Origin of the sequence: Microcoleus sp. MOSTC5, assembly GCF_036701825.1 — a bacterium.
In the GTDB taxonomy this organism is placed as follows: domain Bacteria; phylum Cyanobacteriota; class Cyanobacteriia; order Cyanobacteriales; family Microcoleaceae; genus Microcoleus; species Microcoleus asticus.
This window is the reverse complement of the sequence record NZ_JAUBRK010000034.1, coordinates 1-14,573: the sequence shown is the minus strand read 5'-3', so window position 1 is coordinate 14,573 and position 14,573 is coordinate 1. Positions and strand designations below refer to the sequence as shown.

Sequence of the window (14,573 nt, the reverse complement as noted above, 5' to 3'; positions counted from 1 at the left end):
AACCGGTCTTAACAGCAGCACCATTTATTTACTGCCGATTAGCTAGGAGGAATTGATGCGGACTATTTTAGCTGTGGTAGATGCTCGACCCCGATCGAATGTGAACCTAATGTTTGCTAGATTAAAGTCTATTATTTTACCCATTGTCGTATTATTGTGACCTTTTAGATAAAATTTGCAGTCTCTGGGTTCGAGAAGTACCTGATATCCGATCGCACAGGCGAGTTGAACCCGCATGGGTGAAGCGGTTTGCAGTCAGGCCAGGAAATTTGCGATCGGCACTCGCCATTTTCCGCAACACGTGTTATACTCAGAAAAGTCGAGGGCACGTAGCTCAGTGGATAGAGCATCAGGTTCCGGTCCTGAGGGTCGGGGGTTCAAATCCCTCCGTGCTCATTTAAATTTATAGAATGACTGACTTGGAGAGACAGAGGACAAATTTTTGTCCTCTGTCTCAATTATTGTGATTTAAGCGTCAGTGTCAAAAATCGAATCGCCGCTGTAGTCGCAGATCCGGGACTGATTGCGCCCCTGTTCCTTGGCCCGATAGAGTGCACGATCTGCGATCGCAATCAAGTCAGCCGATGATAGTTCCGAAATCGGAATCAAGTTGGCGATACCCATACTAATAGTAACTAGGTCGCTCACATCAGAGGTTTTGTGAGGAATATTTAAAGCTTGAATAGCAGCGTGAATCCGTTGCGCCACCGAACTCGCTCCTTTAAGATCTGTATTAGGCAAAATGATGCCAAATTCTTCCCCGCCGTAACGCGCCACCAAATCCGCCGGACGGTACACCACCTCTTGCACAGTCTGAGCCAGTTTGAACAGACAATCATCCCCCATTTGATGACCGTAGCAATCATTATAACGTTTGAAATAATCCACATCAAATAACAAAAGAGAAATAGGTTTTTGTTCGCGGTAGAGCCGTTCCCATTCACGCTCTAAGCGGTCATTAAAACAGCGGCGATTAGCAATTTGAGTCAACCCATCAATATTTACGACTTGTTGTAAGAGGTGAGTAGCGCGGGCTAGTTCTTCGTTAGAGAGTGCAAGTTGTTGATTAATTACTCTCATGCGCGCTTGTGCCTCCTGCCTTTCTGCCAATTCCTCCTGCAACTTCTCAAAAACATCTGCTTGTTTAATGGCGATTGCTAACTGATTAGCAATCTGTTTAACAAGGTCAACTTCAAATTCTTCCCATTGCCGAGGAGCAGAACATTGATGAATACATAACAACCCCCACAAATCTTGTCCATTGAGCAACGGCGCAACTAAATTAGCCCGAACCGGAAATTGTTTCCAAATATCTCGGTAACAGTGTTGAAGGTCAATCTTATTGATATCTTCTACTACCTGCATTCTAAATTCTTGATATAAATTAGGGTATAGTTCACCACAAGAATGGTCGTTAAATTGATTTCTGCTTACCAATTTACATCCTTCGCCTACGGATTCTGAAACAAACTCACCATATCCCAATTTACTGTCAGGATAGAACTTAAATATGCCGACGCGCTCGGCATCAAGAAACAGGCGAATCTCCTGCGAAGCAATCTCAAAAATAGTACACAAATCAAGAGATTGACGGATGTGTTGAGTAATTTCTTGAAGTAATATAGCCTTGTCGTACTGTTTCCGCAGAGCGATTTCCGCTTGCTTCTGGGCGAGAATAGCTGCCTCGGCAGCTTTTTTTGCTTTAATAATTTCACCTTCGTACATGATACGCTGGCGGATACAGATCAAGATGCAATCGTTGACGAATTTTTCTCCGTTCTTCCGACGCACGGCATTGATCAGCATGGGTATATCACTACCCTGCTTTGACCTTAATGAGAAGTAAATTTCCTCTACTTTACCGTGGAGCTTCAACAGGGGGAAGAAATGGGTTTGAAAGAAAATCCGGCTGGCGGTCGGCAGAATGGAATCCATTTTCCGTTCCCGCAGTTCATCGGTTTCATGTCCGAGTAATTGCAGTAATGTGGCGTTGACCATTACGATCGTACCATCGTCAGCAAACGAGAGGAATCCACAGGGTGAAATGTTGAGTAGCTCGTCTATGTAGTCGGTCATGTTTGCCCTACAAATCAGGTAGTATGAGGTACACTCAAATACTCCTTAATCATCTCGATCGTTTCTTGTGGATGACTCAGATGCGGGCAATGTCCCGTAGCTGTCATCAGCCGTAGCGTACTTTTAGGCAGGTGGTGGTGGACATAATGCCCTACCTCGGTGGGAGCGATCACGTCATCAGCACATTGCAATATAAGTGAAGGTACTGACACCTTGGGTAAATCACTGCGATTGTCCGAGTAAAAAGTCACCTCAGCAAAGCGACTTGCAACTACCGGATCGGTGGAGCAAAAACTTGTCTCAAGCTCCTCACTTAACTCAGGACGATCCTGATTCTGCATCACCATTGGCGCCATAAAGCTTGCCCAACCAATGTAATTTTTCTCCATGATATCGAGGAGATCCTCAATATCTTTGCGCTCAAACCCTCCGTAATAATTTGGTAAATCATTAATGTAGCAGGGTGAAGGCCCTAGGAGAATCAGGCGATTAAAATAATTAGGAGCTTGAATTGAGGACAGAATGCCGATCATACTGCTGACAGAATGGCCGACAAAAATCACATCAGTCAAGGCTAATTCTCTACAGATATCGAGGACATCCTGAACATAGCCATAGAGGTCGCTGTAACGTTCAGAACTGTAGGCACTAATATCAGACTTTCCAGAACCTACATAATCAAATAGGATAATTTTGTAGTCCTTCTCGAAGGCCAGTGTTACGAAACGCCACATATTTTGATCGCACCCAAATCCATGAGCAAACATCACTGTCTGGGTGCCTTGTCCAAACACTTTAATATTATTCCGTAAGAAAATATTTTGAGTCATGTGATCGACACGAGCATTAAGTTGATTATAAGACTTTTGGGCGCTTTTATAAGGATTGCTGATCCCAAATAGGGATAGACAACAATTTAGGATGTCAGATTAATTGAGTGGCAACCTCAGCACTGACAGGCTGGCTAAACATATAACCCTGACCGATTTCACAGCCGAGCACTTGTAAGTATTGCAATTGCGCTGGGGTTTCAATTGCTTCGGCTATTGTGCTCAAATTTAAGCCATGTGCCATTGCAAGTAGGGCTTTGGCAATTCCGCGATCGCTCGGAGCGCTGGCGAAATCGCGCACAAATGAGCGATCTTGAGCGATTTCACCGGAAAATTTCTCTGGTAGTTAAAATCAGCATAGCCAGTCCCCAAATCATCGACATAAATCCGAATACCACGCTCTGATAATAGGCTCAAAACATTGTATGTAATGTCAAAATTAAGCATCATTGCCGTTTCGGTAATCTCTAGCTCTAGATATTTCGGCTTAATATCGATGCGCTCAAGAATGCGATCGCTCTTAGTGATTAAAGTTGGTTGGATGAGTTGACGTGCCGACGGATTTGCCGCGATTTTAGGAAAAATTAGTCCGGCTCCTAGCCCCTGCTGATATTGTCAACAAGCTTGCTCTAAAATTTATTTGCCCAATGGTAAAATCAATCCTGTTTCTTCGGCGATGGGAATAAATCGATCGGGAGGAATTCAACCTAGTTCAGGAGAATGCCATCCTAGGATAACTTAAACACCAGCAAGGCTACTTATTTGCAAATAGAGCTGAGTTGATAATACAGCAAGCATTCGCCTTCCAAGCACAATTCAAGCGATTTTCGATCGCCAAGGGCTAGGGTATTCGATTCGGGCGAAGGTATTGTTGCTCTCTAAAAACTATAGGTATTGCGCCCCGATGCTTTAATCCGATTTAGGGCAATATCTGCATTATTGAGCAAGGTATCAATATTCATTGCATCTTGTGGATATAGGGAGATACCAATACTGATAGTGATGTGTAAATAATCATTTTTGATAATAAAGTTAGTTCTAATGTTTTTGTAGAGGCAATCCCCCGTGGTTCCCCTAATCTATGCGTAGTAGGGATAGGTACTACGCGGCACTAAGCTGCTAAGTCAGAAAGATTTTCTGTTATGTTCAAAAATCGGATGGGGACAGGATTTTATGATTTTTGAGAGGTAATTGAAATATACAATTTAGAGGCACAACAGCTTACCCTAGATTTTTACCACTACCTATTTAGTGCGATTGCTATAGCAAAATGGGCTTATTCAGAAGGCAAGAAAAGCTCATATTTCAGCAATTAAGAACCTCCCAAACATTGTCATAGTTGCTATAAATGTTCACAAACTCCTCAAATTAAAAAAGTTGGGTTTCCTAGCTCAACCCAACCTCATTTTAACGACGAATCACTGCGAGCTCTCAAATATCCTCATCCTCTTGACCTTGCACACCCTGGAGAATCCGCGATAGCTCACTCTTCTCATTAATGGTAATCCGAGTCGGAGAACCGCTGATAATCCGTTCGTAACCACGGAACGAATCTTTAATTTGTGGCCCTCTTTCAGTAATCGTGTATTCCCGAATCCCTTTGTCGTGCCACGAACCGCGCATCTTAAAGACATTAATTGCCCGGGACATTTCTCCTCTAATCTCTACATACTGCAGCATAATAATCGTGTCAGTAATCGTAGAAATATGGGAGTCCGTAATCGAATTAGAACCCATAAACTGGTCGCTTGTATTCGTGAAAAAGCCAGTTATTTCTTCCTGCTTCGCAAAACCTGTCACTCCGATCACAAATTGCCTGAAAGCATTATTGCTGACACCCCTAGCTAAGGCCGACAGCGAGTCTATAGCAATTCGAGAAGGTTTGAACTCAGCAATTTCTGATTTAATAGTCTGCAAGTGGTCTTCCAAACCGGCTGATTCCGGGTAAGTACACAGCAGCTTTAGCAGTCCTTTCTGTTCCATTTCCTCAAAATCAATGCCCCAAGAATAAGCATTGCGGAACAACTGAGCCCGCGACTCTTCATAGGCAAAAAGCAGCGCCCGATTGCCGTTCATACAAGCATTCTGCAAGAACTTGCTCACCAACAACGTTTTGCCGGTTCCCGTGGCACCCGTAGCCAAAATAATCGAGTCTTTGAAGAAACCGCCACCGCACATCTCGTCGAGAGTTTTATCGCCCGAAGAAACCCGCACGTTTGAAGACTTTTGAGTTAATCGCATCGCCCCCAATGGGAAAATATTAATTCCGTCATTAGTCATAGTAAAAGGATATTCGCCTTTCATGTGAGTTGTACCCCGCAACTTCAAAATTTCCATTGTGCGGCGGCGGCGTTCTCCTTCCAATACGTTGCGAACAATCACCACATTATCCGACACGAACTCTTCCACTCCAAACCGAGCCACCGGGCCGTATTCTTCCACCCGTTCCGTAGTCATAACTGTAGTTGCTCCTACTTGTTTGAGGCGCGCAACTAAGCGAAAAATTTCTCGGCGCACTACAGATGCAGCGTCGTATTGCTGAAATACGGCTGTCACCGAATCTATAGAAACCCGCTTGGCTTTGTACTTGCGAATGGCGTACTGAATTCGCTCGATTAAGGCTGATAAATCAAAATTTCCTACGATATCTTGACCTTCTGGATCGGGGGAAGCATCCAAAATAAATAGCTTGCCTTCCTCGATTAACTGTGCGAGATCCCAACCGAAACTGCAAGCATTTTTAATAATATCTGCGGGAGATTCTTCAAAAGTTACGAACACTCCAGCTTCGTCAAAATGGGTAATTCCGTTATAGAGAAATTGTACCGCAAATAAAGTTTTTCCCGTTCCTGACGTGCCGCTGACTAGGGTGGTTCTGCCGACCGGCATTCCGCCGTGACTGATGTCATCGAAACCCTCAATCATCGTGCGAATTTTTTCAACTCCTGCAGTTACCAATCCTTGTCGTTGAACCGTTTGACTAATTTCATTCATATCGATTTTTGTCAACTCTCAGTATTCTTTAGTTGTCACTCATTAACCGCCGATCATGAGTCTTTGTACCCAGCTTTTAGTTTTGGCTCTTGCTCAATAACTAATGACTGCTGACTGCTGACTAATGACTCTCCCAAAAACAGATACCGTGCCACGTACTCCTGTCGTCGAGAGATCGAAATTTTAGACTTTTGTTCAAGCTCCCAGATTCATCTGTGGAGTAAATCTAAAATCTCAAATCGTTCGACCGAGCGCGACTCGACGGCTCGACTGAGCGCTCGCCGAACGTCTCACGCCGAAGCCTCAAATCTAAAATCGACTGACTCTCACCTGATTATCTTATGAATTCAGGTCTTCTTCGCGAAGTTCTTCATAGAGCAAATCTAATCCTATCAGAACTTTCTCGCGATCGGACAAATCGCCAATAATTTTTCGCACCGGCGGCGGCAGGATTTTCGACAGCGTTGGGGTTGCCAATATTTTGTCCTCTTCTGCTAGCTGAGGATTTTTGAGAACGTCTATGACTTTCAGCGCATAGACTCCTTGAAATTCTTGTTCTAAAATGTCCTTGAGGGTTTTTAATGCTCGCACGGAGTTGGGAGTATTCCCCGCAACGTACAGCTTCAGAACGTAGGTTTTCTTCAGAGAACTCATGAACTTTTTTTAATGTTGAGTATTAGTTGTCAGATGTTAGTTATAGTTGTTATTTCTCTTGAATCCGCTGTTCTTTGTTATTTTATAATAATTTCAGCCTCGCGATCGCGCGGCCGTTTGTCTTTTCCTTTCTTCTTTGTTAAATTCTCTCTTCTAACTTCTTTTTTCTTAAATTCGGCCCAATCCCTTCTACCTCTTACCTTGAGATGCCTCTTTCGGAATAGATCGCCTGTACATCTCGCACATATGAGCGATCGCGTCAATCAGAGTCAAGCGGTAATCGAGCAATATTTCCTCGTTGCGCCCTTCTAATTTTAGCTGTTTAGCAAACTCTTCCATCAATTCCATGTGAATTTCAACAATTTGAGTGACGGGAACGTCAGCAAAAAAAGCCAAATTCACAAATTCATCTATTTGATTGTTGACCGCAGTATCTTGAGAAAAATAATTTAAAAGGATGTGGCGATAACTTGACTTGAGTTGCTCCAAAAACTTTTGCTTATCTGATTCAGACAGATTTCGCAAAAAAATCTGGGAATTTCTTTTATAATAAATGCCCAAGTATCCTAATCGCTCGCGTAATTTTTCCGCCAGTCGCCGCTGCTGTCGGCTTAGCAAACTTTGAGCAGTTAATTGGGCCGTTGCATCGACCGTTGCGGATTGGTAATTGACAGGAACCGGAGTTGAAAGTTTTAGAAATTGTGCGATCGCCCGATCGATACCTGAACCTATTTCGCTCGATCGAGCGATTGCCAGTTGCACCTCAGCAGGGTGATAAAAAAAAGCACAGCTTTCCTCTTGGCTATTGTTGGCGGTACTGGCTGCGGTCTCAAAACCATCTGAATATGATGGTGCTTCGGGCATTTCTTCCACCCCGGGCTGGGGCGAAAAAATCACCGCAGGCAAAAAGATCGATCGTTCTTGCAGCTTGCCCAGAAGCGATCGCAGATCCCCATCCACCTCAAAAATCAAACAATCAAGGTGGTAATTTTGCTTAAGGAACCCCAAAAACTCCGCGACCGACTTAATGTGCGTTAAAGCATAGCGATCGCCCCTCAAAAGCTCGATCGCGGAGGCTGCGATTTCCTCAGAGCGGACAAAAATACCGATAGACAGTTGGGGAAGCAAAGCTGTAGGTGCACCACCTAAGTTGCCCGAAAGTGCTGGATCGCTCAGAGTTGATATCTCCTTTACAAAAAACTTAACATTTTAACAATCATCTCAACATTTATTTTAACCAATCTTAACCGCAAAATAAGCGATGTACTTGCATCACAGGAATAATCGGACTGTACTCCTTTGTTTTTGTGTCAAGCACCCTGAGCTTGATTTCTGCAATTAAGCTTAAGCCTTAAAATAATTGCTAGCCGCCTCAAATCAGGTGCAGGCATCGAACTCCCAGGCTTCGGTGCAGATCCCCGGCATACTAGCAAACTGATATAAAACAAATAAGGTACAGAAATCCTCAGCTACATTACGTCTCAAAAATATTACTGCTATGTATAGCAGACTCTCAGGTTTGTTATGTCAACCACCAGCCCCAGTCTCAAAAATTTTATCGAGCCAGTGCCGCTGTGCCTCCAAACTGCGGCGCTAGAATCGCTGCAATCAATTTTCAGATCCAGTAACTGCGATCGAGTCGCAGTAGTCAACGAACAGCTACAGCCCTTGGGATTAGTTTACCTGCGCAGCCTTTGGGCCCGCGCGACCGATCGTACAAACGACGGGCAGCAACCTTTGTCAGAAAGCCAGATCGCGATCGAACCAGTCAGGGCATTACCCGCAGCTCTGAGCGTCAGCGAATTCTGGCAGTACCTGCAAACAGAAGAACTGAACACCCCAGCCGGGCCAAGCCCCCAAACCGCCTGCAGCTCCTCAAACAGCCCGATCGCCCTCACAGATGCCAGCGGTCAATTTTTAGGAATGCTAGACAGCCTGAGCCTGCTGCAATTCGCCGCACTCAACAGCAGCTCGATCAGCAGCCTCACAGAGCCGCCAACAGCAGTCAAAGAAATCGAATTAAGGCCGATTTCCGAAGCCATCGCCACTGCCCTAGACGCTCAAATGCGCTTTCTAGAAGCAGGATTGAAACCCTCGGAAAACCTCAACTCCCTCGTCCAACTGTTGGAAAAACTGCCCCTGCCCCTGAGATTGCAAACCCCCACCGCACAAATAGTCAGCCAAAACGCAGCGTGGCGGATTTTGCTGGGAGCAGGCCCGGAACCAGTTCCAGAACCCGCAGCAAATTTGGGCAAACACTCGCCCCACAAACCCAGCCATTTAACAACCGAATACAAGAGCCTGCAGGTAGATCCCATCACCCAAGAGTGCATGAGCCTAGTAGGAGCAAGTAGATCGGGCGATCGCGATTCAACCCCAGCCACCAGTTGCCCGCTGCCGTTGTACGCCGCCGCCTCCCCCTCAACCTTAACCGCTCCAGCTTGGTGCCCCACTGCCGGCAAACCAGACACCTACATTTGCGAGTGCCCCGTACAAAAAGGTCAAGAACGGATCTGGCAATTTGTCAAACAGCCGCTCTCAGACAAGCTAATTTTAGTAATGGGACAAGATGTCACCGAAGAACATTTAGTCGCCAAAGAACTAGCAGCGAAAAACGCAGATTTAATCCACCTCAACCGACTCAAAGACGAATTTTTATCCTGCATCAGCCACGAACTAAAAACCCCGCTCACCGCCGTCCTCGGTTTGTCGAGCCTCCTCAAAGATAAATTGATCGGAGAACTCAACGACCGCCAAACACGCTACGCCAAACTAATCCATAAAAGCGGGCGGCATTTGATGACAATAGTTAACGACATTTTAGACTTGACCCGGATGGAAACCGGGCAGCTCGAACTAATTCCCGAACCGATCGAAATAGCAGCTACCTGCAAAAGAGCCTTTGAACAAGCAAAACAACTGCAACAGCAAGAAGAAAAAGCCCCTCCGGAGCCGAGCAAAACAAACGGCGCAGCAAACGCCGAACCCTCCGCCCAAATAGAATTTACACTCGAAATAGAACCGGGACTGAGCCACTTAATTGCCGACGAACTGCGACTGCGGCAAATGCTCGTCAACCTCCTTTCCAACGCCCTAAAATTCACCGAAGCCGGCGGCAAAATCGGATTGAAAGTAAATGTTTGGGAAGGCTGGCTCGCATTCACAGTTTGGGACACCGGCATCGGCATCCCCGCCGACAAACAGCACCTGATCTTTCAGAAATTCCAACAACTAGAAAGCCCCCTCACCAGACGCTTTCAAGGAACCGGACTGGGACTGGTACTGACTCAACGCCTAGCTCGGCTCCACGGCGGAGACGTTTCGTTTATTTCCTCAGAAAACCAAGGCTCTCAATTTACTCTGCTACTGCCGCCAAATCCTCCGGGAAAGAGCGAAGAAGTCCCGGCATCTGGAGCCGCCGAGGAAGAATTATTAAAACCCCAATATCAGATTCCGATCGCCAATTCTCGCTCTCGTTTAGTATTAATAGTCGAAGCAGTTCCTAAATATATCGAAGATTTAACCAACGTCCTCTCAGGTTTGGGCTACCAAGTAATAGTCGCCCGTTCCGGCACCGAAGCCTTGGAAAAAGCCCGCAGGTTCAGTCCAGAAGCGATTTTCCTCAACCCGCTGCTGCCGCTGCTGTCCGGTTGGGACGTGCTGACGCTGCTCAAGAGCGACCCGGATACCCGATCGATTCCGGCGATCGTCACGGCCACCAGAGGCGAAAAAGAACGGGCCAGTGTCAACAGAGCCGAAGGCTTTTTGAGCTTGCCGATCGAAGAACCCGCTTTGCGGCGGCTGCTGGCCGACTCGATCGGCCACAGTAATGGCAGTACCGCCAAGGTGAGGAGTTCTTTAACTGTATTGTGGCTCAGCCCGCAAAACAGTTCCTCTCAAGGCTCCGCTTTACTCCTCAACCCCACCCACTGCCGCGTTTTAGAAGCAGACGACCTCGGCCAAGCAGAAGTCGTTGCCCGAATTTGGCGGCCCGACGCGATCGTCTTGGACGGTACGAGTCAACTGCAAAACCCCTTAGCTTTTATCGAACAGTTAAGTCGGTCTCGAAATTTGGGTTCTCTCCCCTTGGTGACTTTAGACCCCGCAACTACGCAACTGGCAAATCAAGTCAAAGGATTGTCCGTATTTCCCTGTTTGGCCAATGGCAGTCCCGACGGCAGTGAAACCTCAGGCACTGGGTTGGTGGTGTCTGCCTTGTGGCAAGTGATTCAAGTAGCTGCTGGCATGAGTTGGAAGCCCAGCATTTTATTTGCCGACATTTCGACTTTACCGGATTTGCATCGAACTGCTGGGGGGAACCCGACGGGAGAATTGGAAAATCGCGATCGATCGACCAATGCCGAGATTCCTAATTCCAATTCCAAGTTTTCTACTCCCAACCTTCAAGCTTTGATTCAGTACATCCAAACAGCAGGATTTCGAGGGTCGATCGCTCCCTGCTGGACAGAAGTTTTACAGCAGTTGCAATATCAAAGCGTTGACTTAGTTTTGCTGTGCTTGCGAGATGCCCCCTCAGAATCAACCGCTATGCTGCAGGCGCTATCGAACCTCCGGGAAATGCCAGTAAAATTGCCGATTTTAGTCTGGGATTATCGGTCTGCTGTAAATTCGGAATCCGAGGCGATCGACTTTCTGCTGCAAGAAGTATCTGCCAAGATTTTGCCTTCTTCCTTGTCGGCAGCACAATTATTAGACAAAATTCAACAGACTTTATTAACTCACTCAAGTTGCTAAAAATGAAGAATTTACCCGGTTTTTAGAGAAGACTTCAGTCCTCTCTAAACCAGTAAAGAAAAACTATTATTCCTGAGTGCAAACAGAACTTAGGAACTATTTAACTGAAAACCTTGAAGCGTTGCGAGTCAGGAAGCAATATCAAAACTCAAAAATATGGGTTATTATAGGCGATCGAGAAACCTTTATATTTTTTGCTGGGGCTGATCGCGTGCCTAATCGGATTCCTCTACTATTATCTCTGCTACTCGCACTCGGTTTGGGAGCAATGCCCGAGCCTGCTGTCGCACAGGCACTCCTGCCTTACACCCTGAAAATCGACTCGGCCCAACTCGAACAAACGGCCTTGAGCCTTGCAGAAGAAGCCGTCCAGCTAGCCAGACTCCAGCAGTACGAACTTGCCGTACCCAGAGCCGAACTCGCGACACAGTTAGCCCCCAAGAATGCTCAAACTTGGACTTTGTTAGGCAGCTTGTATCTTCAAGTCGAGCAGTTTGACAAAGGCATTGAAGCTTTGGGGCAAGCTCAATCTCTGTCGCCAGAAAATGCTTCAATTAAATTTGTATTGGGTGAAGCTCACTTTCGGAAAGCGAACTACGAGAAAGCAGCCGAATATTTGCAAGCAGGGTTGAAATTAAAACCAGACACTCCAGGTGCATTATTTGATTTAGGCAATGCTTTTTATAAGCTAAAGCGGTTCGATCGGGCGATCGCCCAATACGAAAAAGCCTTTGCTTTAGAAAAAAACCTGTGGCCCGCTATTAATAATATCGGATTAGTCAAATACGAAATGGGAGATGCCGATGGCGCTATCAAACGCTGGGAACAGGCGATCGCGATCGACAACAAAGCAGCAGAATCAATGCTAGCTCTAGCAGTGGCACTCTACACCAAAGGCGACCAAGAAAAAGGTTTAGCAATGGGAGAAGCCGCCCTGAAATTGGACAAACGCTATGCCACTGTAAATTTTCTCAAAGAAAATCTCTGGGGCGATCGCCTGATCGCAGCTACCCAAAACTTCCTGGCCACTCCCCAAATTAAAGCAGCACTCGCCAAAATTGAAGACGCGCCACCGTCTCCGCAAATGTCGCCTTAATTCTAGTTACGTTTGTAGTGAGGACTTGAGTCCTCAAAGCCTTCTTTAACTCAGAACCAACTATCTTATTCATGACTAAGACCAAAAAATAGTTGAATGCGCTATGGGTAGGGGTAAGGTGCGCACTGCGCACCCTACAAATAAAGTTGGTGCGTAACTTCTATTATTAGCGCGAAGAAATCGCTGTCTTCAATTCTCCACTCTAAAATCTAAAATCTAAAATCTAAAATCTAAAATCGCATGACCCCCCTAAGCTGGACAGAATTAGAAGCCCTCACAGACTTTGAAGTCGATCGCGTCAACGGGCCAACCAACGCTCAATCCCGCTTGCGCCTCTTCGGTAAAACTGAATCGGATGTGCGAGTCACCCTGTACCGCGACAACCACGCTTGGTGTCCCTATTGCCAAAAAATCTGGCTGTGGCTGGAAGAAAAACAAATTCCCTACCGTATTGACAAAGTTACAATGTTCTGCTATGGGGAAAAGGAAAGCTGGTACAAGCGCAAAGTGCCATCGGGAATGCTACCGGCGATCGAACTAGACGGCCGCATCATCACCGAAAGCGATGATATCTTAATCGCCCTCGAACGAGTCTATGGCCCCTTGGGTTTGGGCATGGAAAACCCCGCAGTAATACCCCTGCGGCGGTTAGAGCGACTGCTGTTTAGGGCCTGGTGCTCTTGGCTGTGCTACCCAGCAAGTTCAGTCAAAGTAGAACAGCACAACCGCGAGCAATTTATCAGCGTCGTCACCCACGTAGAAAAAGCTCTGGCTAGCACTCCGGGGCCTTATTTCCTTGATGAATTTGGCACTGCGGATGTGATCTTTACGCCCTACGTCGAACGCATGAATGCCAGTCTTTACTACTACAAAGGCTACTCGATGCGCGAAGAAAACCCGCGCTTTGCTGACTGGTTTGCGGCGATGGAAACCCGCCCTACCTATCGCGGCACTCAGAGCGATTTTCACACCCACGTCCACGATTTACCGCCTCAGATGGGCGGGTGTTATGAAAACGGCGAACCTCAGATGCTACTCAATAAAGCCCGCGTGGATAATGGGCCTTGGGCTGGACTCCCGGATGTTATGTATCCAGAACCGGAAACCTCCCGCGCTGAAGCACTTCATCGCGTCATTAAGCACCAGCGCAACATCGTTCGAGTCAATCCTGCTGATGACAAGTTATTCGATGAGGCTTTGCGTTGTGCTTTAACTTTGATGATGACTGGCGAAGCTTGTACGCCGCCGGCTGGTTCTGATGCGGCTTTGCGGTATTTGCGCGATCGGGTGAATGTGCCCCGTGATATGTCGATCTACGCGGCCAAGCGGCTGAGGGAAGCGTTGGAGGAAACGGCGGCTTTGGTGGGTGATGGCCAAGGTTCTCCGATTCTGCTGAAGAATCGGCGAGATCAAGATCCGGCTAATTTTGTGTAGGGGGCGTCTGGTGGATTTGCTCAAAGGTTTCTCCAAACACGACATCACAGATTTGTAAGGTACGATCGGGTTATTTAGTAAGTTGTTTTAGAGGCTCTGGATATGGTTTCAGTATCCAACAACCAACCAATTATTATTCGTACAGAGCGCGGACTGACAATTTCAGGTACGCGCATCACTCTCTATGATGTGATGGACTATCTGACGGCTCAATATCCCCCGAAGTTTATCCGTTCCTTGTTTGATTTAACAGACGATCAGATTAACGTTGCTTTATCTTACATTGAGGCAAATCGTGCAGAAGTCGAAGCAGAATATCAAATTGTTTTAAGGCAAGCTAAGGAAATTCAGCATTACTGGGAAGAACGCAATCGCGAACATTCAGCCCGCGTTGCAGCGATGCCACCCAAACCGGGTCGAGAGGCTCTTTGGGCAAAACTTCAAGAGCAGAAAGCCAAACACGAACTAGAAGCATGAATTTTCTAATCGATCACAATCTCGGAGGTCATGCAGAGATTTTATTAGGAAATATTGCGAGTCAAGGCTGGTTAAATCTACTCCCAATTCGTTTTGTCACTTTCAAGCAGATGAATTTGTCGATCGATAGTAACGATCGCGTTGTGTGGCGACTTGCTCAGGCAAATCAGATGATTTTGCTTAGGAATGAAAATTTAATAACTTTAGCGTCTGCTAAATAGTCGGAACTGCACGATAATTCCATTTTGGTAGATATT

11 protein-coding genes, 1 tRNA gene and 1 pseudogene are annotated in these 14,573 nt (G+C 46.3%); 6 read left to right on the top strand and 7 right to left on the bottom strand.

The features are described from left to right. Positions 1 to 323: 323 nt before the first annotated feature. Positions 324 to 396: transfer RNA gene (locus QUA54_RS19340), tRNA-Arg, on the top strand. A gap of 72 nt (positions 397 to 468) precedes the next feature. Here the strand turns inward: QUA54_RS19340 and QUA54_RS19335 are convergent. The 7 genes and pseudogenes from QUA54_RS19335 to QUA54_RS19310 form a co-directional block, all read right to left on the bottom strand. Continuing rightward, complete coding sequence (locus QUA54_RS19335) at positions 469 to 2,076, bottom strand: diguanylate cyclase domain-containing protein (protein ID WP_333415895.1); 1,608 nt, start codon at positions 2,074 to 2,076, stop codon at positions 469 to 471. Positions 2,077 to 2,090: 14 nt separating this feature from the next. Then, positions 2,091 to 2,906, bottom strand: coding sequence for an alpha/beta hydrolase (locus QUA54_RS19330; RefSeq protein WP_333415894.1), 816 nt, complete (start codon positions 2,904 to 2,906; stop codon positions 2,091 to 2,093). A 94-nt stretch (positions 2,907 to 3,000) separates the two neighbouring features. Beyond that, positions 3,001 to 3,434 (bottom strand): annotated as a pseudogene (locus tag QUA54_RS19325) (EAL domain-containing protein). 350 nt (positions 3,435 to 3,784) lie between these two features. Continuing rightward, positions 3,785 to 3,949: a diguanylate cyclase domain-containing protein gene (locus QUA54_RS34500; RefSeq protein WP_445301567.1), complete on the bottom strand. Its 165-nt coding sequence runs from the start codon at positions 3,947 to 3,949 to the stop codon at positions 3,785 to 3,787. A 388-nt stretch (positions 3,950 to 4,337) separates the two neighbouring features. After that, positions 4,338 to 5,900: a circadian clock protein KaiC gene (kaiC, locus tag QUA54_RS19320; RefSeq protein ID WP_333415893.1), complete on the bottom strand. Its 1,563-nt coding sequence runs from the start codon at positions 5,898 to 5,900 to the stop codon at positions 4,338 to 4,340. Positions 5,901 to 6,239: 339 nt separating this feature from the next. Then, entirely contained in the window at positions 6,240 to 6,554 is a 315-nt protein-coding gene (gene kaiB / locus QUA54_RS19315) for a circadian clock protein KaiB (RefSeq protein ID WP_172190796.1), read from the bottom strand. A 189-nt stretch (positions 6,555 to 6,743) separates the two neighbouring features. Beyond that, complete coding sequence (locus QUA54_RS19310; RefSeq protein ID WP_333415892.1) at positions 6,744 to 7,682, bottom strand: circadian clock protein KaiA; 939 nt, start codon at positions 7,680 to 7,682, stop codon at positions 6,744 to 6,746. A 396-nt stretch (positions 7,683 to 8,078) separates the two neighbouring features. On the opposite strand from QUA54_RS19310, the gene QUA54_RS19305 reads away from it, so the two are divergent. The 5 genes from QUA54_RS19305 (at position 8,079) to QUA54_RS19285 (ending at position 14,537) form a co-directional block, all read left to right on the top strand. After that, a complete protein-coding gene (locus QUA54_RS19305) occupies positions 8,079 to 11,309 on the top strand; it encodes an ATP-binding protein (RefSeq protein ID WP_333415891.1) in 3,231 nt (1,076 codons plus the stop codon). A gap of 211 nt (positions 11,310 to 11,520) precedes the next feature. Continuing rightward, positions 11,521 to 12,405, top strand: coding sequence for a tetratricopeptide repeat protein (locus QUA54_RS19300; protein ID WP_445301566.1), 885 nt, complete (start codon positions 11,521 to 11,523; stop codon positions 12,403 to 12,405). A gap of 240 nt (positions 12,406 to 12,645) precedes the next feature. Then, a complete protein-coding gene (locus QUA54_RS19295; RefSeq protein WP_333415890.1) occupies positions 12,646 to 13,839 on the top strand; it encodes a glutathione S-transferase family protein in 1,194 nt (397 codons plus the stop codon). A gap of 102 nt (positions 13,840 to 13,941) precedes the next feature. Further along, positions 13,942 to 14,316, top strand: coding sequence for a DUF433 domain-containing protein (locus QUA54_RS19290; RefSeq protein WP_333393156.1), 375 nt, complete (start codon positions 13,942 to 13,944; stop codon positions 14,314 to 14,316). Continuing rightward, positions 14,313 to 14,537: a hypothetical protein gene (locus tag QUA54_RS19285; protein WP_333415889.1), complete on the top strand. Its 225-nt coding sequence runs from the start codon at positions 14,313 to 14,315 to the stop codon at positions 14,535 to 14,537. Before QUA54_RS19290 ends, QUA54_RS19285 begins: the two co-directional genes overlap by 4 nt. Positions 14,538 to 14,573: the final 36 nt, after the last annotated feature.